Annotated in this window: 19 protein-coding genes and 1 tRNA gene; 12 read left to right on the forward strand and 8 right to left on the reverse strand. The window is 72.6% G+C overall.

The window, feature by feature from the left end; translation table 11 throughout:
• Nucleotides 1-495: 495 nt before the first annotated feature.
• The 3 genes from ACQ9ZG_RS12460 to ACQ9ZG_RS12470 all read right to left on the reverse strand — a co-directional run bounded on the left by ACQ9ZG_RS12460 (nt 496) and on the right by ACQ9ZG_RS12470 (nt 5221).
• A complete protein-coding gene (locus tag ACQ9ZG_RS12460) occupies nt 496-1392 on the reverse strand; it encodes a cellulose-binding protein (protein ID WP_078562591.1) in 897 nt (298 codons plus the stop codon).
• Between the two features lie 212 nt (nt 1393-1604).
• On the reverse strand, nt 1605-4238 hold the full coding sequence (locus tag ACQ9ZG_RS12465; protein ID WP_499280488.1) for an SUKH-4 family immunity protein: 2634 nt from the start codon (nt 4236-4238) through the stop codon (nt 1605-1607).
• A gap of 5 nt (nt 4239-4243) precedes the next feature.
• The gene (locus tag ACQ9ZG_RS12470; protein ID WP_109917599.1) at nt 4244-5221 is read right to left on the reverse strand and encodes an SMI1/KNR4 family protein; all 978 of its coding nucleotides are present in this window, start codon (nt 5219-5221) and stop codon (nt 4244-4246) included.
• A 236-nt stretch (nt 5222-5457) separates the two neighbouring features.
• On the opposite strand from ACQ9ZG_RS12470, the gene ACQ9ZG_RS12475 reads away from it, so the two are divergent.
• Nucleotides 5458-6045 (forward strand): YwqJ-related putative deaminase, encoded by a 588-nt coding sequence (locus ACQ9ZG_RS12475; RefSeq protein WP_499280489.1) that lies wholly within the window; start codon nt 5458-5460, stop codon nt 6043-6045.
• 10 nt (nt 6046-6055) lie between these two features.
• A complete protein-coding gene (locus ACQ9ZG_RS12480; protein ID WP_028417576.1) occupies nt 6056-6646 on the forward strand; it encodes an SUKH-3 domain-containing protein in 591 nt (196 codons plus the stop codon).
• A 69-nt stretch (nt 6647-6715) separates the two neighbouring features.
• On the opposite strand, the gene ACQ9ZG_RS12485 is transcribed toward ACQ9ZG_RS12480, so the two are convergent.
• Nucleotides 6716-8062, reverse strand: a complete 1347-nt coding sequence (locus ACQ9ZG_RS12485; protein ID WP_028417575.1) for a sensor histidine kinase — start codon at nt 8060-8062, stop codon at nt 6716-6718.
• Nucleotides 8063-8218: 156 nt separating this feature from the next.
• Here ACQ9ZG_RS12485 and ACQ9ZG_RS12490 point away from each other — a divergent pair, with 156 nt between their 5' ends.
• The 7 genes from ACQ9ZG_RS12490 (at nt 8219) to ACQ9ZG_RS12520 (ending at nt 13933) form a co-directional block, all read left to right on the forward strand.
• Nucleotides 8219-9091: a hypothetical protein gene (locus ACQ9ZG_RS12490; RefSeq protein WP_109914341.1), complete on the forward strand. Its 873-nt coding sequence runs from the start codon at nt 8219-8221 to the stop codon at nt 9089-9091.
• Nucleotides 9092-9102: 11 nt separating this feature from the next.
• Nucleotides 9103-9173 (forward strand) — tRNA-Gln (locus ACQ9ZG_RS12495).
• Nucleotides 9174-9282: 109 nt separating this feature from the next.
• Nucleotides 9283-10731 carry a bifunctional UDP-N-acetylglucosamine diphosphorylase/glucosamine-1-phosphate N-acetyltransferase GlmU gene (glmU, locus tag ACQ9ZG_RS12500; RefSeq protein ID WP_109914340.1) on the forward strand — a complete coding sequence of 483 codons (1449 nt, stop codon included), beginning with the start codon at nt 9283-9285 and terminating at the stop codon, nt 10729-10731.
• Between the two features lie 119 nt (nt 10732-10850).
• Nucleotides 10851-11828 carry a ribose-phosphate diphosphokinase gene (locus ACQ9ZG_RS12505; protein WP_018515674.1) on the forward strand — a complete coding sequence of 326 codons (978 nt, stop codon included), beginning with the start codon at nt 10851-10853 and terminating at the stop codon, nt 11826-11828.
• A gap of 235 nt (nt 11829-12063) precedes the next feature.
• On the forward strand, nt 12064-12660 hold the full coding sequence (locus ACQ9ZG_RS12510; protein WP_028417572.1) for a 50S ribosomal protein L25/general stress protein Ctc: 597 nt from the start codon (nt 12064-12066) through the stop codon (nt 12658-12660).
• Between the two features lie 133 nt (nt 12661-12793).
• Nucleotides 12794-13387, forward strand: a complete 594-nt coding sequence (gene pth, locus ACQ9ZG_RS12515; protein WP_018492776.1) for an aminoacyl-tRNA hydrolase — start codon at nt 12794-12796, stop codon at nt 13385-13387.
• A 75-nt stretch (nt 13388-13462) separates the two neighbouring features.
• A complete protein-coding gene (locus ACQ9ZG_RS12520; protein WP_109914339.1) occupies nt 13463-13933 on the forward strand; it encodes a hypothetical protein in 471 nt (156 codons plus the stop codon).
• Between the two features lie 39 nt (nt 13934-13972).
• Here ACQ9ZG_RS12520 and ppc read toward each other — a convergent pair whose 3' ends face one another.
• On the reverse strand, nt 13973-16702 hold the full coding sequence (gene ppc / locus ACQ9ZG_RS12525) for a phosphoenolpyruvate carboxylase (protein ID WP_109914338.1): 2730 nt from the start codon (nt 16700-16702) through the stop codon (nt 13973-13975).
• A 397-nt stretch (nt 16703-17099) separates the two neighbouring features.
• On the opposite strand from ppc, the gene ACQ9ZG_RS12530 reads away from it, so the two are divergent.
• Both ACQ9ZG_RS12530 and ACQ9ZG_RS12535 read left to right on the forward strand, forming a co-directional pair.
• Entirely contained in the window at nt 17100-18104 is a 1005-nt protein-coding gene (locus ACQ9ZG_RS12530; protein ID WP_084994901.1) for an acyl-CoA desaturase, read from the forward strand.
• A complete protein-coding gene (locus ACQ9ZG_RS12535; protein ID WP_019763438.1) occupies nt 18101-18781 on the forward strand; it encodes a TetR/AcrR family transcriptional regulator in 681 nt (226 codons plus the stop codon). The genes ACQ9ZG_RS12530 and ACQ9ZG_RS12535 overlap by 4 nt, the downstream gene beginning before the upstream one ends.
• Before the next feature lie 40 nt (nt 18782-18821).
• Here the strand turns inward: ACQ9ZG_RS12535 and ACQ9ZG_RS12540 are convergent, their stop codons facing one another.
• On the reverse strand, nt 18822-19208 hold the full coding sequence (locus ACQ9ZG_RS12540) for a VOC family protein (RefSeq protein WP_109914337.1): 387 nt from the start codon (nt 19206-19208) through the stop codon (nt 18822-18824).
• A complete protein-coding gene (locus tag ACQ9ZG_RS12545) occupies nt 19205-20017 on the reverse strand; it encodes a trans-aconitate 2-methyltransferase (protein WP_109914343.1) in 813 nt (270 codons plus the stop codon). The genes ACQ9ZG_RS12540 and ACQ9ZG_RS12545 overlap by 4 nt, the downstream gene beginning before the upstream one ends.
• A gap of 89 nt (nt 20018-20106) precedes the next feature.
• On the opposite strand from ACQ9ZG_RS12545, the gene ACQ9ZG_RS12550 reads away from it, so the two are divergent.
• Nucleotides 20107-20604: a MarR family winged helix-turn-helix transcriptional regulator gene (locus ACQ9ZG_RS12550; RefSeq protein ID WP_028417566.1), complete on the forward strand. Its 498-nt coding sequence runs from the start codon at nt 20107-20109 to the stop codon at nt 20602-20604.
• Here ACQ9ZG_RS12550 and ACQ9ZG_RS12555 read toward each other — a convergent pair.
• A complete protein-coding gene (locus ACQ9ZG_RS12555) occupies nt 20563-21351 on the reverse strand; it encodes a response regulator transcription factor (RefSeq protein ID WP_026238363.1) in 789 nt (262 codons plus the stop codon). The genes ACQ9ZG_RS12550 and ACQ9ZG_RS12555 overlap by 42 nt on opposite strands.
• Nucleotides 21352-21528: the final 177 nt, after the last annotated feature.

Genomic DNA, 21528 nt, shown 5'->3' on the forward strand with positions numbered 1-21528 from the left:
CGGGACGCGCCCGGGTACCCCACCCCCATGAGGCACATGCACCCGCCCACCGAGGAGTGATCCAGGTCACACAAGAAAGACCCTGAGGTAGACGATATCCGCCATGCCCGGATTGCCCTCATCCCGGGCGACCCGGCCGGGATCGGCCTTCTGCCACGATGGCCGAATCCGCCGCGAGACGGGGCGAGTTCAGCCACGGGAGCCGCTCGTCCGGCTGGAGCCGCCGGGCCCGGTGGGACCACTGAGTCCGGTGGGAGCCACCGAGCCCGCCGGGGACCACTGGGCCGGCCGGAGACCCTGGGCCCGGTGGGACCGCTGAGCCCGCCGGAGAACCTCGGCCCTGCGCCGGACACCCTGGGCCCGCGCCGCGTCCCTCACGACCCCGGACCCGCGCCGGTGATCACCTCGGGCCCGGCCCGCACCGGCGCCCCACGCCGGGTCCCTCGCGCCCCCGGACCCGCGCCGGATGCCCGGAGACCCGGCCCGCGCCGGAGCTCAGTCCTCCGCGCCCGCCGTCACCCGGCCCGTCAGGGCAGCGAGCGAGCTGCGGACGTGCGCCATGTGGGCCTGGACCTCCTCGCGGGCCTCCTCGTGCTCCCGCAGCACCCGCTCGGTCTCCCGGACGACCCGCTCCTCGCGGACCCGGGCCTCCGCCAGCAGCTCCGCCGCCCGCGCCTCCGCGTCCTCCTGACCGTGGCGGGCCGCCTCCTGGGCCTCCGCCAGCGTGCGGGCCGCCTCCGCGAGCCGGGCCTCCGCCCGCTCGGCCAGCGCCGCCTCCCGGGCCTCCGCCTCGGCCTCGGCGGCGGCGATCCCGGCCTCGGCGGCCTTGTGGCGCTCGGCGTGCTCCTGCTCCTGGTGGGCCAGCACGCTCGCCGTACGGTTGCGGGTCTGCGCCATCGCGGCCTCCGCCGCCCCGCGCACCTCCCCGGCCTCATCGCGGGCCGCCACCAGCACCCCGTCCGCCTCCCGGACCGCCTCCGCGACCCGCTCCTCGGCCGCCTCCACGGCCGCGGCCCGCACCGCGTCGGCCGCCCCCCGGGCCTCGTCCACGGCCGCCCGGCCCGCCGCGTCGGCCGCGTCGGCCAGCTCCTGGCCCGCCGTCTCCGCGTCCGCCCGCAGCGCCTCGGCCTGCTCACGGACCAGCGCCAGAATGTGCTGGGCCCGCTCCCCCAGCTCCGCGTAGTCCTGCTCGGGCAGCGCCGCCGCGGTCTCCGCCAGCCGGGCCGCCTCCGCCGCCAGCTCCCGGGCGGCCCCCTCCAGCCGTACGACCTCGGCCAGCGCCCGCTCCCGCTCGGCGGTGCGCTCGGCCACGGCACGGTCGACCTGGTCCGGGCGGTAACCACGCCCCCGCATGCCGACCACGTCGAACGCGGACACCGGTCCAGCACTCATAGCCTGAAGCCCCTCTACGACTTACGGACACGCGGACGCACACGGGTCTCCCGTGATAAGCCAAGGATGCGGCAAATGGGGCCGGAAGTCGGAATCGATCAGATGCTTTCAGGACGGAAAGCGACGGGCGTCACACGCCCGTAACGTGGCGAGGCACCCGATCCGTCCCGGAGCGGGTGCCTCCTACACCACTTATCGGCCAGGGGTACGGATCAGAGCAGACCGTCCCACATCTGCTCCAGCAGCACCGACCACCAGCTCTCCGGCGAGGCCAGCGCCGCCGGATCCAGCGCCACCAGCTGTGCCTGGAAATCGACGGTCCACCGCCCCGCCTGCTCCGGCGTCAGCCCGTACCGCAGCCGCCACATCCGGCCCAGCAGCGCCATCGACCGCACGAACTCCGGCAGCCCCGTGTTGACGAACTGCGGCGGCACCGGCTGACCGCCCGGACCCGCCTCCACCGGCACGGCCACGATGTTCGCCGTCCCGTACTGGACACAGACCGCCCGCCCGAAGTCCGTCCCCATCACCAGGTACGACCCCGCGTCCGGCGCGGCCTGCACCTGCCGCTGCGCCGCCAGCTCGCCCAGCGTCGGCACCACCGGCTGCCCCGGCTGCGCCCAGAAGAACGGCCCGAAGTCGGCGGGCAGCCCCGCCCACACCAGGGTCCGCGCGACCACGTCCGGCACCCCCTGGCGGGAGACCGCACGCTGGTCGAACCGGAGGATTCCCTGCGGACCGAACGCCTGGAGCAGCTCCTCGGCCACCGCCTCCGGCGGCAGCGCGGGCGCGGGCGGCATCTGCGGCAGCGGCGCCCGCACCGGGGCCGGCCGCGCCGGACCGTCCGCCACCTGGTGCAGCTCGCCCTGGTGGGTCAGCAGATGGCGCATGCCCTGCTGCCGGCTGGCGTGATCGGTGCCGTACGGAGCCACGCTCGTGATCCGCACCTGCGGCCAGGTCTCCCGGATCATCCGGGCGCAGTACCCGCCCGGCAGCTCGCACGACTCCAGCTCCGTGTGCAGCTCGATCACCTGCTGCGGGGAGACGTTCATCGCCCGCAGCTCGTGCAGCATCTGCCACTCGGGGTGCGGGGTGCCCGGCGCCGAACGCCGGATCAGCTGCTGCTCACTGCCGTCCGGCGCCCGGAACCGCAGCACGGCCTGGTAGCCGGGACCCACGGTCGGCAGACCGGTGGGCTGCTGCGGATAGCCGTACGCCGGGGGCGGCGGGGTGTGGTGCGGTACGGGCCCGGGGCCGTGGGGCGGGGTGCCGCCCTGGGGCGCGCCGGGCGGGCCGGGGGGACCCGGCGGACCGGGCACCGGGATCGGCCCGGAGTTCGCGAACATCGTCTCGGCGTGGTGGACCCCGCCACCCGGAGGCGGCGTCGCACCCGGCGGCGGCCCGGGAGGACCGGGCGGGCCGGGAGGCTGGGGTGCGCCGGGACCGGCACCGGCTCCGGCACCGGGTACGCCGGGCGGGCCCGGAGGCTGCGGGGCGCCCGGGGCACCGGGCGGGCCCGGCGGACGGGGCGCGCCCGGAACACCCGCGCCGATGCTGCTCCCGTCGGCGAGCATCGTCGCCGCGTGGTGGACCCCGCCGCCCGGAGGCGGCGTGGCACCCGGCGGACCGGGGGGAGCGGGCGGGTTGGGCGGCTGCGGGGCGCCGGGCGGACCGGTGGGCGGCGGGGTCGAGCCGGGCGGCGGGGGCGGGCCGAGCTGGGAGACGAGCTGCGTCGGGATGTACCCGCCCGCCGGGGCGTCGGGCGCACCCGGGCCCGGGGGAGGCGGGGTCGCGCCGGGGCGTACGCCGGGGATCCCGGGCGCGCCGGGCGGCGGCGGAGTCGTCGGACCGCCCCCGCGCGTACCGCGCGGCGGGACCACGGCCTTGCTGGTGGCCGCGTCCGCGATGTCCCCGGCGCCCGGGGAGCCCGGCGCGTCCGGCGAACCCTCGTCGGCGGGCTGGAGCCTGGGGGCCACCTGCGTACGCGGCAGCTGGCTGCCCCCCGACATCAGCGCGGTCGGCGCCTCGTCCGGCACCACCGGCGGCGGGGCCTCCTCGTCGTCGGTCCCCGAGAGCGGCGGCGCGAACACCGTCGCGGGCAGGGGAACGGCCCCGTCGTCGGAGTCCGTGGAGTTGGTGTCCGTACCGGCCCACGGCGTCGCCCCGGCGGGCACGCCGTCGGACTCGGTGGGCTCGTAGGCCCCGCCCGCGCTGCCGCCCGCGGCGGGCCACGCGGGCGAAGAGGGCGCGGAGCCGCCGGGACCGGGCCCGGCGGACGCGTCCGCCGCGGCGGCGGAGGAGACAGAAGCGGCGGAGGAAGGGGAGGGAGCAGAAGAAGGGGACGGCGTGGAAACGGAGGAGTCGGCCGGCTCGTCCGCAGCTCCCGCTGCCGCCGGCTCTGCCGATCCCGTTCCCTGCTCGCCCTCGCCCGCATCCGCCGCCGCGGCCCGCCGCTCCGCCCGGTGGTCCGGGATGCCCAGCTTGTCCGCCGCCTCCTGGAGCCACTCCGGCGGCGTCAGCAGGAACGACGTCTGGTTCAGGTCCACCCGCTGCGGCGGCTCAGGCGCGGCGACCGGCTCACCGGCCGGAGCCCCGTACTCCTCCTCGTACCGCCGGATCACCTCACCCACCGGCAGCCCCGGCCACAACGTCGCCTCGCCGCTGTCCCGGGCGATCACCAGCCGCTGACGGCCACCGTCCGAGACCGGGCCCTCCGCCCGGTCCTCGGCCCACACCACGAAACCCAGTTCGAACTCACGGACCCGGACCTCACGGTGCTGGTACGCGGGCACGTCACCGTTGACCCACTCGTCCGCCCGCTCCTGCGCCTGCGCGAAAGTCACCACCGCGCTCACCCCTCCACCGGGACGGTGCGCGCGAAGCCACCGTCCACCATCAGGTTCGCCACCGTCTCCAGCTCCGGCGGGTTGCCCGCGAGCCGCTGGAGGAAGGCGTCGAAGTCCTCGCCGCAGGGCAGCAGCAGCCGCTCCACCCGCTCCTGCACGCTCCAGCCGTCCTGGTCCCGGGCGTCGTCGTACGGGCAGAACCACACCGAACCGACGTCCTGCCCGCGCACCTTCACGGCCAGGATCCCGCCCTGCACGAAGGCGACACCCAGATAGTCCTTGGTGAAGTGGTCCCGCAAACACTTGTTCACGTACACCAGGTCGTTGACCCCGGCCTGGTCACGCACCGTGAAGAACGGCTGGTCCACCAGGAGCCCCAGCTCGGCGTCGAGCGCGGCCCCCACCGGGGCCGAACCGCCCGCCGCCTTCAGGAAGGAGCGGTAGGCGCCGGGCAGCCGGTAACCGAGGTCCTCCTCGACGCCCTGGACCTGCTGCTCGCTCACCGCGACCGCACCCTTGGGCAGCCGGAAGTGGGCCGGGCGGGTCTCCTGCAACGGACGGGTGCCCCGCCGGTCCTGGTCCACCTCGGTCGTCACCAGACCGCCGTGATGGCGCAGCAGCGCCTTCACCTCGACCGGCACCAGCTCCACCCGCCGGCCGCCCGCCACGTGGTGCCAGGTCCAGCCGTGCGGCGTCGCCACCGCGGGAATCGTGTCCCACAGCTCATGACCGGAGGCCGCCATCGCCGCGTTCGCCGACACGTAGTCCGTCAGCCGCAGCTCGTCCACACCGAACCCCGGCGGGGGGTCGGCGATCTCGGCGGCGGCACGCGCGTACGGCGAGAAGTCCGGGTAGCCGCTGCCGTCCACACGTACACCCCTGGGGTGACGGGACGCCCGGACCGGGTCCGGGAAGTGCACGACCTGCCCGGCATAGGCCGCGTTCGGTGGCGCGGCTTGCTGCCCGAGCCGACCTGTCGTCATGGCGGATGCCCCCTGCTGCGTCTGGTGGTTCCGCACAGCCTAAGCGGTGGGGCGACAGGGGGTCCCGTCCCGCCGGTTCCGTGACCGAGCGTCACATTCGCGTGACGGTGAGGCGACAGTCTCGCACCTTCGGGCGACACGCACACACGTTTCCCCCACCCAGCTTCCCCACCTCGCCGCACATTTGGCAGGCTGTCCCCGCAACTCGGGGGATTGCAGGGAGGGACGACAGCACCATGCATTCGGCACGAACAGCGACAACGGGGGCATCCGGGACATCCGGTACGACGGGGCTATCAGGAGCCCCGGGGCCGTCGGGAACGTCAGGGGACCCGCGGCTCCACTGGAGCAGCACCGATACCAGCCGCACGCCCCACCTGCTCCACCGCCGCGACGGGATCCTCCCCGCCGTGGCCGCCGCCCTGTCCGTACGCGGAGAGACGCTCACCTGCACCGCCGGCAAGGGCGACCTGCCACCGGTGCTGCACCCGCTCGTCCAGGACTTCCTCGACACCCTCACCAGCGGCCAGCGCGAACGGTTCACCGGCCGCTGCCCCGAAGCCATACTGCTCTCCCGCCAGCTCACCGCCGCCGAGAGCGGCCGCTCCAAACGCGCCCAGCGGAAACCCCTGACCAACGGGGAAGCCCGGCGCGCGCTCAAACACTCCCGCATCACCGCCCGCCGCATCCGCGAGGACGGCGACCCGCTGCACGGCAGCTACGCACCACCGTGCCGGTCCTGTTCGGCACTCCTCTCCCACTTCGGCGTACGCCCCGTCGACCTCACCACCACCGGCGCCGCGACCACCGCCGAGAAGGGCTGACCGCCCACCGATGCACGACCACCTCCCACCCCCGCCGCCCACCGCGCCCTCCGGCCCTCCGGGTGCGCCGGCGCACCCCGCGCCCCCGGCGCGGCTCCCCCGGCAGCACAGCTCCACCCGCTTCGCCGTACCCGTCGACGCCGCCCTGCGCGGGGCCGGATGGCAGCCCGGCCGCTGGGACATCCGGCAGGCCGAGGAGTGGGCCGACGCCCTGCGCGCCCACACCTCCCCCGCCGGGCACCGCCACGCGGTCTTCCCGGCGGCGGTCGAGGCCTGGGCGGAGTTCGGCGCCCTCCACATCACCGCGTCCGCACCCGGCCGGCAGATCGCCCCCGTCGCCATCCGCATCGACCCGCTGCACGGGCTGCACCTCGCCCGCACCCTGGGCGACCTGGGCCGGGCCCTGGAGACGGAGGTGGCCCCGCTGGGCGTGGAGGGCGACGAGCAGGCCGTACTGGCGATCGACACCGAGGGACGGGTGTTCAGCATCGACCACACGGGCGACTGGTTCCTGGGCCAGGACATCGACGAGGCCCTGACCACCCTGGTCACGGGCGCCCAGCCGGCCCGCCTGTCGAGCCCGCCGCAGTCCGGGCCGTAGGGCGCCTTCCCGCCCGCCCGCCGGGCGCCTTCCAGCCCGCCCGGCGGCCAGGGTGGGGGGGGTGACCCGTCAGGCCCCCGGAGAGGCGGACGTGTCCGGCAGCACCGCCGACACCCGGAAGCCCCCCGCGTCCGTAGGACCGGACACGAACACACCCCCCAGCGCCAGCACCCGCTCCCGCATCCCCACCAGCCCGTTCCCCCCGCTCGGCAGCCCCGCATCCGCCACCGCCGCGTCCGACGGGCCGTTCTCCACCTGCATCGCGACCTCGGCACCCCGGTGCGCCAACCGCACCCACGCCTTCGCCCCCGCCGCATGCTTGTGGACGTTCGTCAGCGCCTCCTGCACCACCCGGAACGCCGTCTGCTCGACCTCCGGCGCGTACGGGCGCAGCTCGCCGTCGACCGACAGCTCCACCACCATCCCCGCCTGCCGCGACTGCGCCACCAGCGCCTCCAGCTCGCTCAGCCGGGGCCCGTCCTCCGAAGCCGCAGCGGCGGCAGCGGCGGCGGCAGCCGCCTGCCCCACCGCGGCCAGCGGAACCGCGCGCCCGCCCTCACCGGCAGCCGCGGGCGCCACCAGCGCGTCACCACTCCGCAGCACGCCCAGCATCTCCCGCAGCTCCGTCAGCGCCTGCCGCCCCATCTCCCCCACCAGAGCGGCGTTCCGCACCGCCTTCGCCGGGTCCTTCGGAGCGACGGCCTGAAGCGCCGCGGCATGGACCACCATCAGGCTCACTCGATGGGCCACCACGTCATGCATCTCCCGCGCGATCCGGGTCCGCTCCTCCGTACGCGCCCACTCGGCCCGCTCCTCCGCCCGGTCCGCCAGCAGCGACAACTCCCGCTCCAGCGAGTCCGCCCGCTCCCGCAGGCTCTCCATCAGGCGGCGCCGGGCCCCTATGTACAGGCCGAACAGCACGGCGGGAGCCGTCAGCCCCACCGCCATGAACACCGACACCAGCGGCACATACCAGTCCCCCGGACCGAAGTCGGCATCCTCCGCCACCGTCTGGCGCAGCCGTACGTAGGTGACGATGAACGTCCCCACCAGCGCCATCCCCGCCAGCACGACGGTGATCCGGCGCGGCACCTCCGACGCGGCCAGCGTGTACAGACCCACCAGGGCCATCAGGAAGCCCATCTCGGCGGGCGTCATCGCGATCGACACCAGCACCACGACGATCGGCCACCGCCGCCGCACCACCAGCACCGAACCCGCCAGCAGCCCGAACACCACACCCACCGGCACCGGCAGCCCGGTGTTCCCGGCGAACTCCACCCCCTCCAGGCCACACTCCAGCGCCGAGACCAGCGCCAGTCCCACGTCCAGGGCGACACTGCGCCGCCGCCCCCACCACCAGTAGCCGCGGGTGGTCGATCCCGCCGCCTCCTGGTCTGCCCCCGTTGCGGTCATGGCATCCACCCTACGGGCGGACGCATCCCCATTTCCTGTGACCGGCAACAGCACGTTCCGCATTCGAACGTGCACGAAACGCACACCGATCGCCCGAAATGGCGAATCGACCACGCTTTCGACCTGGACGTTCGCATTCCGGACGACGATCACCGTATGACGGAAACCACCGGCAAGTACGCCGACTTCGAGGGCCTGCGCGCCCGGGCGGTGGCGCTGCGCAGGGAAGGCCTCAGCCGCCGCCAGATCCGCGACCGCCTCCACGTCGACAACAACGACCTCCTCAACCGCCTCCTCCAGGGCGAACCGGCCCCGGAGTGGACGAAGCGCCCCCGCGCCAAGGACGACCTGCGAGCGAAGGCCCGGGAGCTGCGCCTCCAGGGCATGACGTACGACCAGATCCAGGTGGAGCTGGGGTGCTCGAAGGGGTCCATCTCCCTCTGGGTACGGGATCTGCCGAAGCCGGAGCGCAGACGCACCCGCGAGCAGTCGTCCGCCATCGGGCGCCGCGGCTGGGAGGCGACGCTCCAGCGGCGGGACGCCGAGCGCCAGGCGGCCAAGCAGAGGGCGGCGGCGGAGGTCGGCACCCTGAGCGACCGCGAACTCTTCCTGCTGGGCGTCGGCCTTTACTGGGCGGAGGGCTCCAAGTCCAAGCCGTACCGCACACAGGAGCGAGTCACTTTCGTCAACAGCGACCCCGGCATGATCGAGGTCTTCCTCGCCTGGCTGCGCCTCGTGGGAGTGGAGGAGGAACACCTCCGCTTCCACATCCTCATCCATGAGACAGCAGACGTCGCGGCTGCCGAGCAGTTCTGGGCCGAACTCACCGGCGCAGAACCTTCCGCCTTCGGCAAGACGTCGCTCAAGAAGCACTCGCCGAAGACGAACCGCAAGAATGTCGGCGAGAACTACCGCGGCTGCCTCGTGGTGCGCATCCTGAAAGGCGCCGATCTGTACCGTCGCATTGAAGGCTGCTGGTGCGGCATAGTAGGGGCTGCAGCACGAACCGATCATCAGAATCGGACATAAGTGGCGTTCCATCCCGGGTCGTCTAATGGCAGGACAAATGGTTTTGGTCCATTGAATGAGGGTTCGATTCCTTCCCCGGGAGCCTTAATGCGCGGGCCCCGACCACACCGGTCGGGGCCCGCCCTCATTCCCCGCCGAAACACCCCCGGTATCCTGCGGATGACCACCACCCGAAGCCGAAGGGCACATCCGTGAGCGCAACCAGCCCGGCAGCCGTCGTCGTCCTCGCAGCGGGTGAGGGCACCCGTATGAAGTCGAAGACCCCCAAGGTTCTGCACGAGATCTCCGGGCGCTCGCTCGTCGGACATGTCGTCGCCGCCGCCCGTGAGCTGGAGCCCCAGCACCTCGTCGTGGTCGTCGGGCACGCCAGTGAGCAGGTCACCGCGCATCTGAACGCCGGCGACGCCCCCGTGCGCACCGCCTTCCAGGCCGAGCAGAACGGGACCGGGCACGCCGTCCGGATGGGGCTCGACGAGCTCGGCGGGACCGTCGACGGGACCGTGATCGTCGTGTGCGGCGACACGCCGCTGCTCTCCGGCGAGACGCTCGGCGCGCTCGCCGCCACCCACGCCGCCGACGCCAACGCGGTCACCGTCCTGACCGCCGAGGTCCCGGACTCGACCGGCTACGGGCGGATCGTGCGCGACGCGGCCACCGGGGCGGTCACCGGGATCGTCGAGCACAAGGACGCGACCGACGAGCAGCGGGCCATCCGTGAGATCAACTCCGGGGTGTTCGCGTTCGACGGGTCGCTGCTGGCCGACGCGCTGGGCAAGGTGCGGACCGACAACAGCCAGGGCGAGGAGTACCTCACCGACGTGCTGTCGATCCTGCGCGAGGCGGGGCACCGGGTCGGGGCGTCCGTGGCGGATGACCACCGCGAGATCCTCGGGATCAACAACCGGCTCCAGCTGGCCGAGGCGCGCCGTCTGCTGAACGAGCGGCTGCTGGAGCGGGCGATGCTCGCGGGCGTGACGATCGTCGACCCGGCGTCCACGCTGATCGACGCGACCGTCACGTACGAGCGCGACGCCCTCGTGCACCCGGGGACGCAGTTGCTGGGGAGCACGCATCTCGCGGAGGACGCGGAGGTGGGGCCGAACTCGCGGATCGAGGACACCCTCGTCGGTGCCGGCGCCCGCATCGACAACACCGTGACGCTCTCGGCCGAGATCGGGCCGGGGGCGACCGTGGGTCCGTACGCGTATCTGCGGCCGGGGACGCGGCTGGGGGTCAAGGCCAAGGCCGGTACGTACGTGGAGATGAAGAACGCCACGATCGGGGAGGGGACGAAGGTCCCGCACCTGAGTTACGTCGGGGACGCGACCATCGGGGACCACACCAACATCGGTGCGGCGAGCGTCTTCGTGAACTACGACGGGGTGGCCAAGCACCACACGACGATCGGCTCCCACTGCCGTACCGGTTCGGACAATATGTTTGTGGCACCGGTCACGGTCGGGGACGGGGTCTACACCGCCGCCGGGTCGGTGATCACGAAGGATGTGCCGTCCGGTTCGCTGGCCGTGGCCCGGGGCCAGCAGCGGAATATCGAGGGTTGGGTGGCCCGGAAGCGTCCGGGTAGCGCCGCCGCCCAGGCTGCTCAGGCGTCGTCGCAGGGAGCCGACGGCGAAAGCTGACCGGAAACAGGTGCGCCGGTGACGGCGTACCGTGATAGATGCTCACCCATTTCGGCTGGCTCGTTGCACATCGGGACCTATGCGTGCAGCGCCAGATACACGTCTGAGGAGACTGTGCTGTGACCGGGATCAAGACGACCGGCGAGAAGAAACTGATGCTCTTCTCCGGCCGCGCCCACCCCGAGCTGGCCGAGGAGGTCGCACACCAGCTGGGTGTCGGTCTCGTGCCGACGAAGGCCTTCGATTTCGCCAACGGTGAGATCTACGTCCGCTTCCAGGAGTCGGCGCGTGGCGCGGACTGCTTCCTGATCCAGAGCCACACGGCTCCGATCAACAAGTGGATCATGGAGCAGCTGATCATGCTGGACGCGCTGAAGCGCGCGTCGGCCCGCTCGATCACGGTGATCGTGCCGTTCTACGGGTACGCCCGCCAGGACAAGAAGCACAAGGGCCGTGAGCCGATCTCGGCGCGGCTGATCGCGGACCTGATGAAGACGGCGGGTGCGGACCGGATCCTCACGGTCGATCTGCACACGGACCAGATCCAGGGCTTCTTCGACGGTCCGGTGGACCACCTGTTCGCGCTGCCGATCCTGGCGGACTACGTGGGTGCGAAGGTGGACCGGTCCAAGCTGACGATCGTGTCGCCGGACGCGGGCCGGGTCCGGGTCGCGGACCGCTGGTGCGACCGGCTGGACGCGCCGCTGGCGATCGTGCACAAGCGCCGTGACAAGGACGTGCCGAACCAGGTCTCGGTCCACGAGGTCGTGGGCAACGTCGAGGGCCGGGTGTGTGTGCTGGTCGACGACATGATCGACACGGGTGGCACGATCTGTGCCGCGGCGGACGCGCTGTTCGCGCACGGTGCGGAGGACGTCATCGTGACGGCGACGCACGGTGTGCTGTCGGGTCCGGCGGCGGACCGGCTGAAGAACTCGAAGGTGAGCGAGTTCGTGTTCACGGACACGCTGCCGACCCCGGGTGAGCTGGAGCTGGACAAGATCACGGTGCTGTCGATCGCGCCGACGATCGCGCGTGCGGTGCGTGAGGTGTTCGAGGACGGTTCGGTGACGAGCCTCTTCGAGGAGCAGGGCTGACAGCAGTGACGGTCGTCCTGTGCTGATCCACTGACGATCATGCTGTACTGATCCACTTTGGGGTGCGGCCTCCCCGCCGGGTAGACTCAGCGAGTTGCTCGGCGAGGGAGGCCGTACCTGTGTGTACGGCGGTCCGTTATCGACGCGCTCTTCGTAGCAGGCCTGTCGTGGGCCGGGTGACCGTTCGAGTTCCGTCACCCCCGACGGCTCTCCGTACCTGACGAGGAGTGCAACCATGGCTGAGATCAAGCTCGCCACCGAGGTCCGTACCGAGTTCGGCAAGGGCGCCGCCCGCCGTATCCGTCGTGCCGACAAGGTTCCCGCGGTCGTCTACGGCCACGGCGCCGAGCCGGTCCACGTCACGCTGCCGGGTCACGAGGTGCTGCTGGCGCTGCGTACGGCCAACGTGCTGATCGGTCTGGAGATCGACGGCAAGGACGCGCTGGTCATCCCGAAGGCCGTGCAGCGTCACCCCCTCAAGGGCACCATCGAGCACGTCGACCTGCTCACCGTGAAGCGCGGCGAGAAGGTCCAGGTCGAGATCGCGGTGCAGGCCGAGGGCGACCTGGCGCCGGGCGCCAACCTGCTGGAGTTCGTGCAGAACACCCTGCTGGTCGAGGCCGAGGCCACCCACATCCCCGAGTCCGTCACGGTCTCGGTCGCGGGTCTGGACGCCGGTGACTCGATCGTCGCCAAGGACATCACGCTGCCCAAGGGCGCCACGCTGGCCGGTGACGAGGACGCCATCGTGATCCAGGTCGTCGCCGCGCAGGCCGAGGAGCCGGCCGCGGACGAGGCCGGCGAGGGCGAGGCCGAGGGCGCCGAGGCCTGAGCCTCGCCCCTCACCGTTTCACCTGGCGCACCCGCTGCACCTGCTTGACTGACGGGGTGGTGGTTCCCTTCCGGGGAGCCGCCGCCCCGTTCGCCTGCCATCACCTGTACCCGTACGAGGAGACCGAGCGCTGATGTCCGAAGCCACCGACCCCTGGCTCATCGTGGGCCTCGGCAACCCCGGGCCCGAGTACGCGGCGAACCGGCACAACGTCGGGTTCATGGTGGCCGATCTGCTGGCGTCGCGGATCGGCGGGAAGTTCAAGCGCGCGCAGAAGGCGCAGGCGCAGGTGGTGGAGGGGCGGATCGGTCCGCCGGGTCCGGGGAGCCGGCGGGTGGTGCTGGTGAAGCCGATGTCGTACATGAATCTGTCGGGTGGTCCCGTGACGGCGTTGCGGGACTTCTACAAGGTGCCGACGGACCATGTGGTGGCGGTCCATGACGAGTTGGACATCGACTACGGGATGCTGCGGCTGAAGCTGGGTGGCGGGGACAACGGTCACAACGGGCTGAAGTCGATGACGAAGGCGATGGGGCCGGACTACCACCGGGTGCGGTTCGGGATCGGGCGGCCGCCGGGGCGGATGCAGGTGGCGGACTTCGTGCTGAAGGATTTCGGTTCGGCGGAGCGCAAGGAGCTGGCGTATCTGGTGGACCGGGCGGCGGACTCGGTGGAGTGTCTGCTGGCGGAGGGGCTGGAGCGGGCGCAGAGCGCGTACAACTCCTGACATTCCCTTCTCTCGTGGGGCGTTCTCCGGCCATGAGTTGACCGGGGGCCGTGCTCTGGCCAAGGATCTGCCCCCATGAAGCGGAGCGGTTCGCGGCGTGCGGCCGTGGTGGGCCTTCGGGCCGTCATGGGGCTGGTGGCCCTGGTGCTGGTGGTGGCGGGCGTGTGGTCGTCCTGGGACGCCGCGCACCACATCGTGCTGGCCCAGGGGCGTGAGCACGGCACGCTGACGGTGACGGAGTGCGGTGCTCGGACCTGCACCGGGCGGTACGAGCCGGATGCGACGTCGGCCGCGCGGGCGCGGGTGACGGTGGAGCGGTCGGTCGCCGCCGAGGTGGGGGACCGTTTCCCGGTGGTGGTGAGGCCCGGTACCGATGCGGTGGTCCGCACGGGGGTGCCGGGCCTTCTGCATGCCTGGATGCCGTTCGGCGGGGCGATGGTGCTGGCCGGGTTCGTGATCGGCGGCGGGATGCGGATGCCCCGTACGGCGTGGATCGTGGGAACGGCCGGGGCGGCCCTGCTGGTGGCGACGTTCGTCGCGCTGTAGCAGGGCCGCCCCTTTTCCGTACGCGGTGCTACGCGGTGGTCAGCCGGTGTTGCGCAGGCCCGCCGCGACCCCGTTCACGGTGAGCAGCAGGGCGCGGGCGAGGAGCGGGTCGGGCTCTTCGCCGCGTTCGGCGGCCTGGCGCTGGCGGGCGAGCAGGGAGACCTGGAGGTAGGAGATCGGGTCCAGGTAGGCGTCGCGGATGGCGAAGGTCTGCTGGAGCGCCGGGCTGGTGCCGAGGAGTTCGGTGGAGCCGGTGACCTTGAGGACTTCCTTCACCGTCAGGGCGTGTTCGGCCTCGATGGCCTCGAAGACGTGCTTCAGCTCGTCGGGGACGAGGGTGTCGACGTAGTGGCGGGCGATGCGCAGGTCGGTCTTGGCGAGCGTCATCTCCACGTTGGAGAGGAAGTTGCGGAAGAAGTGCCACTGCTCGTGCATCTCTTCGAGGACCGTGTCGAGTCCGGCCTCGCGCAGGGCCTTGAGGCCGGAGCCGACGCCGAACCAGCCGGGGACGATCTGGCGGGACTGGGTCCAGCCGAAGACCCACGGGATGGCGCGGAGGCCGTCGAGGGAGACGCCGGAGCCGGGGCGGCGGGAGGGCCGTGAGCCCAGGTGGAGGTCGGCGAGCTGGTCGACCGGGGTGGAGGCGAGGAAGTAGGCCGGGAGGTCGGGGTCCTCGACGAGCTTGCGGTAGGCGCTGTGGGCGGCGTCGGAGACGGTGTCCATGGCCGCGTCCCAGCGGGCGAGGGCCTCGTCGGACTGGCGGGGCGCCGTGTGCAGGGCGGAGGCCTGGAGGGTGGCCGCGACGGTCAGTTCCAGGTTCTCGCGGGCGAGGGCGGGGATGAGGTACTTGTCGGAGATGACCTCGCCCTGCTCGGTGACCTTGATCTCGCCCTCCAGGGTGCCCCAGGGCTGGGCGAGGATCGCGTCGTGGGAGGGGCCGCCGCCGCGGCCGACGGTGCCGCCGCGGCCGTGGAAGAGGCGCAGGCGTACGCCGTAGCGGTGGGCGACGTCGCGGAGGCGGCGCTGGGCGCGGTGGATCTCCCACTGGCTGGTGGTGATGCCGCCGAACTTGGAGGAGTCGCTGTAGCCGAGCATGACCTCCTGGACGTCGCCGCGCAGCGAGACGAGGCGGCGGTAGGAGGGGTCGGCGAGCATCTCGTCGAGGATGACGTCGGCGGCCTTGAGCTCGTCGGTGGTCTCCAGGAGCGGGACGATGCCGATCTTGGCCCAGCCGGCGTGGAGGTCGATGAGTCCGGCCTCGCGGGCGAGGACGGTGGCGGCGAAGACGTCGTCGGCGCCCTGGCACATGGAGATGATGTAGGACTCGATGACTTCGGGGCCGAAGCGCTCGAAGGCTTCCTTGATGGTGTGGAAGACGCCGAGGGTCTTCTCGCCTGCCTCGTCGAGCGGGGCGGGGGTGGGGGCGAGCGGCCGGCGCGAGCGCAGTTCCTTGGCGAGGAGCTTCTGCCGGTAGTCGCGGGGCATGTCGGCGTAGCGCCAGGACTCCTCGCCGAGGCGGTCGAAGAGCTGGCCGAGCGCGTGGTGGTGGGCGTCGGCGTGTTCGCGTACGTCCATGGTGGCGAGCTGGAGGCCGAAGGCGGCCAGGGTGCGGATGGTGCGGTCCATGCGGCCGTCGGCGAAGAGGCCGCCGCGGTGCTCGCGCAGGGAGGTCTGGATGAGGGCCAGGTCCGCGAGGAGCTCGGAGGTGCCGAGGTAGTCGCAGCCGGGGCGGTGGGGGGTGCCCTGGGCGAGGCGTTCGCGGGTGTTGACGAGCTTCTGGCGGATGCAGGTGGCCTTGAGGCGGTAGGGCTCCTCGGCGTTCAGCCGCTTGTAGCGGGGGCTGATCTCGGGGAGGCGTTCCAGGTCGGCCTGGAGGGAGGTGAGCAGCTCGTCGGTGGCGCCCGTGTAGCGGATGGAGTTGGAGAGCAGGCCGCGCAGGTAGTCGATGAGTTCGAGGGCGTCGGTGATGCCGTGCTCGTGCTGGAGGATGAGGACGTCCCAGGTGACGGCGGGGGTCACGTTGGGGTTGCCGTCGCGGTCGCCGCCGATCCAGGTGCCGAAGGTGAGGGGGCGGGTGCCGGCGGGGAGTTCGACGCCGACGCGCTCCAGTTCGGCGGCGAGGTCTTCGAGGACGTCGCCGACGGCGCCTGTGTGCAGCTCGTCGAGGTAGTAGATGGCGTTGCGGGCCTCGTCGGCGGGCTCCGGGCGGACGACGCGGAGTTCGTCGGTCTGCCAGATGAGGTCGATGTTCTCGGCGAGCCGGAGGTCGTGGCGGCGGCGGTCGGCCTCGATGACCGGGGTCTCCAGCAGTTCCGCGATGCGGCGGAGCTTGTTGAGGACGGAGCGGCGGGCGGCCTCGGTGGGGTGGGCGGTGAAGACGGGCCGGACGTTGAGGTTCTTGACCGTCTCGCGCAGGTGCTCGGGGTCGGCGTCCTTGAGCCGGTCGGCGGTGCGGGCCAGCAGGCCGCCCTCGGCCGAGCGGCGTTCGCGCATCTCGCGGGCGCGGTGGACCTGTTCGGTGACGTTGGCGAGGTGGAAGTAGGTGGAGAAGGCGCGCACGAGCTGTGCGGCGGTCTCCAGGGCGGTGTCGCCGAGGAGGTCGGCGGCCGCTTCGCCGTCGGTGCGGGTCAGGGCGCGTACCCGCTCGACGAGGTCGAGGAGTTCCTGGCCTTCCTGGCGGACGAGGGTCTCGCCGAGGAGGTCGCCGAGGCGGCGGATGTCGGCGCGCAGCTCGGTGGTGGCGGCGGGGGTCTGGTCGGCACTGCTCACAGTGTGCGGCTCCTTGCAGTGAATGAGGAGGTGCGTCGCTTCGGCGTCTCCCGGTGGCGGTGGCGGTGGGAGAGCGCGTGGCGGGGTATCGGGGCCCTGTGGCACGGCAGCGGGTGCTGGTGCCACGCCCCGACGAGCGGGTGCGGACCGCGCTGTCCGACCCTCCCAGGATAGGTGTCGTCGCCTTCGGCGTGTCCGCTGCCCTGGCGGGGTGCGGGCGGATGCCGTCGGCCATGGGTGCCCTACCCCGTGGGAGGCGTGGGGTACCGCGGGTGACGGGCTGGACCGGCCTCTCGTGTTGTGGGCCCCGTCACTGCCATACTTACCAAGCCGTAGGTTACGGAACCGTAGCCACGGCCGTCCGGAACTGCTTCCTCACCCTCCGAGGTATCCCTTCATGCCGTCCTCTCCCGATGTCCTCGACGAGACGGGCCCCATCCCCTCGCCCTCCCCCGCACCGTCCGGCCCTCCGGTCCTTCCCGCCGCCACGCTGGGCGGGGACCAGAAGCGGTCGATCGAGCAGTTCGCGCTGCTGGCGTTCATCGTGGTGCCGTTCATCGCCCTGCTGGCGGCGGTGCCGCTGGCCTGGGGGTGGGGGGTGAGCTGGCTCGACGTCGGGCTGCTGGTGGCGATGTACTTCATCGGCTGCCACGGGATCACGATCGGTTTCCACCGGTACTTCACGCACGGTTCGTTCAAGGCGAAGCGCCCGCTGCGGATCGCGCTGGCCGTGATGGGGTCGCTGGCGGTGGAGGGGCCCCTGGTGCGGTGGGTGGCCGATCACCGCAAGCACCACAAGTTCTCGGACGCGGAGGGCGACCCGCATTCGCCGTGGCGGTTCGGGGAGAGCCTGCCGGCCCTGATGAAGGGGCTGTGGTGGGCGCACATCGCGTGGATGTTCGACGAGGAGCAGACCCCGCAGCAGAAGTACGCCCCCGACCTGATCAAGGACCCGGCGATCCGGGGGATCTCGCGCCACTTCCTGACCTTCACGATCGTGTCGCTGGCGATCCCGCCGCTGGTGGGCGGCCTGGTGACGATGTCGTGGTGGGGTGCGGCGACGGCGTTCTTCTGGGGCTCGCTGGTGCGGGTGGCGCTGCTGCACCACGTGACGTGGTCGATCAACTCGATCTGCCACGCGGTGGGCAAGCGTCCGTTCAAGTCCCGTGACCGTTCGGGGAACGTGTGGTGGCTGGCGGTGCTCTCGTGCGGCGAGTCGTGGCACAACCTGCACCACGCGGACCCGACGAGCGCGCGGCACGGGGTGATGCGGGGGCAGATCGACTCCAGCGCCCGGCTGATCCGCTGGTTCGAGAAGCTGGGGTGGGCGTACGACGTGCGCTGGCCCGACGCGGACCGCATCGCCTCCCGGCGCACGCCCGTACCGGCCGACCCGGCATGATTGACGACGTGGCGACCGACTCCAGCAGCGAGAAGAGCAGACCTCCGTCCTCCCGGCGGGCCCGGCGGGTCCGGATGACGGGCAAGGAGCGTCGGGAGCAGCTGCTGGACATCGGCCGGGCCCTCTTCGCCGACAAGGGGTTCGAGGGCACGTCGGTGGAGGAGATCGCCTCGCGCGCCGGGGTCTCCAAGCCGGTGGTGTACGAGCACTTCGGCGGCAAGGAGGGCCTGTACGCGGTGGTGGTCGACCGCGAGATGCGCCAGTTGCTGGACATGGTGACGGGTGCGCTCACGGCGGGTCATCCGCGCGAGCTGCTGGAGCAGGCGGCGTTCGCGCTGCTGGATTACATCGAGTCGTACACGGACGGTTTCCGGATCCTGGTCCGGGATTCTCCGGTGGCCCAGTCGACGGGCACGTTCGCGTCGCTGATCAGCGATATCGCCACGCAGGTGGAGGACATCCTCGGCCTGGAGTTCAAGGCCCGCGGCTTCGACCCGAAGCTGGCCCCGCTGTACGCGCAGGCGCTGGTGGGCATGGTGGCGCTGACGGGCCAGTGGTGGCTGGACGTCCGCAAGCCGAAGAAGGCGGAGGTCGCCGCCCACCTGGTGAACCTGTGCTGGCACGGGCTGGAGAACCTGGAGGCGAAGCCGCGGCTGATAGGGCACCGGAAGAGCTGAGGAGCGGGCGCCGGGCCCGCCCCGCAGGCGGTGCCCGGGCTCACCCCGCCGGAGGCTCCGGTTCCAGGAACTCCAGCCGGTTGCCCACCGGGTCGTGGGCGTAGAAGCGGCGGTGGCCGGGGAGGTCCGCGTCCCATGCGGTGGGGACGCCGTGGGCCTCCAGGCGGGCGGCGTACTCCACGATGCCGGTGACGCGGAGGCCCGGGTGGGCCTTCTTCGCGGGGTGGAAGTCGTCCTCGATGCCGAGGTGGAGCTGGACGGGTCCGGCGGCGAACCAGCAGCCGCCGCGGGCGGCGAGCACCGGGGGTTTCGGGATCTCGGTCATGCCCAGGGCGTCCCCGTAGAAGGCGCGCAGGGCGTCCTCGGAGCCGGGCGGGGCGGCGAGCTGGACGTGGTCGACGGCAGCGAGGCCCACCCGTCCGGTCATGGCCGCTCCTTGCGGGCTACCGCGAAGATGCGGCGGAACGGGAAGACCGTGCCGTACGGGCCGGGCGGGTACGCCTCGCGCAGCAGGTCGCGGTAGTCGGTGAGGAAGGCGTCGCGGGCCTCGGGGTCGTCGGCCAGGGCGGTGAGGACGGGGCGCAGCGCGGTGCCCTTGACCCAGTCCAGGACCGCGTCCTCGCCGTGCAGGGTCTGGAGGTAGGTGGTCTCCCAGACGTCCGCCGTGCAGCCGAGGTCGCGGAGGCGGGTGAGGTAGTCGGCGGGGTCCAGGACGGCGGCGGTGCGGTCGCCCGCGGAGTGGAGGCGGGGGCGCCAGCGGTCGGATGCGCGGAGGCGGGCCAGGAGGGTGTGGCTGGGGGCGGTGAAGTTGCCGGGGACCTGGAAGGCGAAGGTGCCGCCGGGGGCGAGGGCGTCGATCCAGCGGGGGAAGTACGCGGTGTGGCCGGGGATCCACTGGAGCGCGGAGGTGGAGACGATCAGGCCGTACGTCCCGGTGGGCGTCCAGGTCGCCGCGTCGGCCTCGACGAAGTCGAGCAGGGGCGGGCGGGCGTGGGCGGCGGCCTCGGCGAGCATCTGCGGGGAGCTGTCGTAGCCGGTGATACGGGCCTGCGGCCAGCGGTCGGCGAGGAGTGCGGTGACGTTTCCGGCGCCGCAGCCGAGGTCCGCGATCCGGGGTGCGGGGTGGCCGGGAAGGTCCCCGATCCGGGCCAGCAGGTCCTGGAAGGGGCGGGTGCGGTGGTCCGCGTGGCGCAGGTACTGCCGCGGATCCCAGGTGGGTTCGGGAGGGGGCGTCATGGGGGACAGGGTGCCCCGCACAATATCTTGATGTCAAGACACTTGAATTCAAGAGACTTCATGTCGACAGACCCTCTACACTGATCGACATGGAGGACGAGGTCGACCGACTGGTCGCTGCATGGCGCCGCGAGCGCCCCGACCTCGACGTGGAACCACTCGAGGTGCTCAGCCGCGTCTCCCGCCTGGCACGCCACCTCGACCGGGCCCGCCGCATAGCGTTCGCGGAGCATCATCTGGAGCCGTGGGAGTTCGACGTCCTCACCTCGCTGCGCCGGGCCGGCCCCCCGTACCAGCTCTCCCCCGGCCAGCTGCTCACCCAGACCCTGGTCACCTCGGGCACCATGACCAACCGCATCGACCGGCTCACCAAGAAGAACCTGGTCGAGCGGCTGCCCGATCCCAGCGACCGGCGCGGGGTGCTCGTGCGGCTGACCGCCGAGGGGCGCGACAAGGCCGACCAGTCGCTGGCCGGGCTGCTCGACCAGGAGCGGGCCATCCTCGGCGAGCTGTCCCGCCACCAGCGCGGCGAACTGGCCGGGCTGCTACGCCAGTTGACTGCCCCGTTCGACAACATCCCCGGCTAGCCGGGCCGTCGCCACCGGCTCCGCGGGGCCGACCCCCGCACGCCGGGCCAGCGCCACGGCGGCCAGCGTCGAGTGCACCCCGAGCTTGCCCAGCACGTTCTGCATATGGGTGCGGACCGTGTGCGGGGAGAGGAAGAGCCGCTCGGCCACCGCCTTCCGGCCGAGCCCGGCCACCATGCAGCGCAGCACCTCGCGCTCGCGCGGGGTCAGCGACTCCACCAGCTGCTGGCTCTCGGTGCGGTGCTTACGGGTCGCCGTCAGCTCCCGCAGCACCCCCGTCAGCAGGGCCGGCGGCAGATGCGTCTCGTCCCGCAGCACTCCCCGGACCACCGTGAGCAGCCGCTGCAGCGAGCAGTCCTTGGCCACCCACCCCGAGGCCCCCGCCTGGAGGGCGCGGGCGGCGCACCGGGGGTCGTCCTTCTCCGCGAGCACCACCGAGCGGACGCCCGGCCGGGCGGCGCGGACCTGGGCGACCAGCGCGATCCCGTCGACCGCGCCGGGCTCCTCCTGCCGGGGCAGCGGGAGGGCCGGAGCGCCGCCGCCGGGGGCGAGGGCGCCCAGCTCGGCGTCGACCAGGATCACGTCGTACGGGCGCGCCTCGGCGGCGGCCCGCTCCAGCGCGCGCAGGGCGGCCGGGCCGCTGCCCGCCGCCGCCACCTCCACATCCGGTTCGGCCGCGAGGGCCGCCGCGAGCGATTCGGCGAAGATGCGGTGGTCGTCGACCACCAGAACCCGGATTCGAGCCACAGCGAGACCCCCATCGACGGGGCGGACAGCCGCGGGTACGGCGCCCGGAACCTTGGTGACGGCCCCCTGGCCGTCGCTGCCGGTGGACCCGGGTGCGCCGACCGCCGTCGTCCGCACCGCCTGCCACCCCGTCCCGGGCGCCGCACCCGACTCTCTCGCCCCCTGATTCGGCACCGG

The sequence above is a fragment of the Streptomyces araujoniae genome (genome assembly GCF_050871195.1).
Taxonomy (GTDB): domain Bacteria; phylum Actinomycetota; class Actinomycetes; order Streptomycetales; family Streptomycetaceae; genus Streptomyces; species Streptomyces bacillaris.

Bases quoted from the DNA above. Each gene is read 5' to 3' on its own strand.
- ACQ9ZG_RS12460 (WP_078562591.1), bottom strand. From the start codon at position 1,392: ATGAGTGCTGGACCGGTGTCCGCGTTCGACGTGGTCGGCATGCGGGGG.
- ACQ9ZG_RS12470 (WP_109917599.1), bottom strand. From the start codon at position 5,221: ATGACGACAGGTCGGCTCGGGCAGCAAGCCGCGCCACCGAACGCGGCC.
- ACQ9ZG_RS12475 (WP_499280489.1), top strand. From the start codon at position 5,458: ATGCATTCGGCACGAACAGCGACAACGGGGGCATCCGGGACATCCGGT.
- ACQ9ZG_RS12480 (WP_028417576.1), top strand. From the start codon at position 6,056: ATGCACGACCACCTCCCACCCCCGCCGCCCACCGCGCCCTCCGGCCCT.
- ACQ9ZG_RS12485 (WP_028417575.1), bottom strand. From the start codon at position 8,062: ATGACCGCAACGGGGGCAGACCAGGAGGCGGCGGGATCGACCACCCGC.
- ACQ9ZG_RS12490 (WP_109914341.1), top strand. From the start codon at position 8,219: ATGACGGAAACCACCGGCAAGTACGCCGACTTCGAGGGCCTGCGCGCC.
- ACQ9ZG_RS12510 (WP_028417572.1), top strand. From the start codon at position 12,064: ATGGCTGAGATCAAGCTCGCCACCGAGGTCCGTACCGAGTTCGGCAAG.
- pth (WP_018492776.1), top strand. From the start codon at position 12,794: ATGTCCGAAGCCACCGACCCCTGGCTCATCGTGGGCCTCGGCAACCCC.
- ACQ9ZG_RS12520 (WP_109914339.1), top strand. From the start codon at position 13,463: ATGAAGCGGAGCGGTTCGCGGCGTGCGGCCGTGGTGGGCCTTCGGGCC.
- ACQ9ZG_RS12530 (WP_084994901.1), top strand. From the start codon at position 17,100: ATGCCGTCCTCTCCCGATGTCCTCGACGAGACGGGCCCCATCCCCTCG.
- ACQ9ZG_RS12535 (WP_019763438.1), top strand. From the start codon at position 18,101: ATGATTGACGACGTGGCGACCGACTCCAGCAGCGAGAAGAGCAGACCT.
- ACQ9ZG_RS12540 (WP_109914337.1), bottom strand. From the start codon at position 19,208: ATGACCGGACGGGTGGGCCTCGCTGCCGTCGACCACGTCCAGCTCGCC.
- ACQ9ZG_RS12545 (WP_109914343.1), bottom strand. From the start codon at position 20,017: ATGACGCCCCCTCCCGAACCCACCTGGGATCCGCGGCAGTACCTGCGC.
- ACQ9ZG_RS12550 (WP_028417566.1), top strand. From the start codon at position 20,107: ATGGAGGACGAGGTCGACCGACTGGTCGCTGCATGGCGCCGCGAGCGC.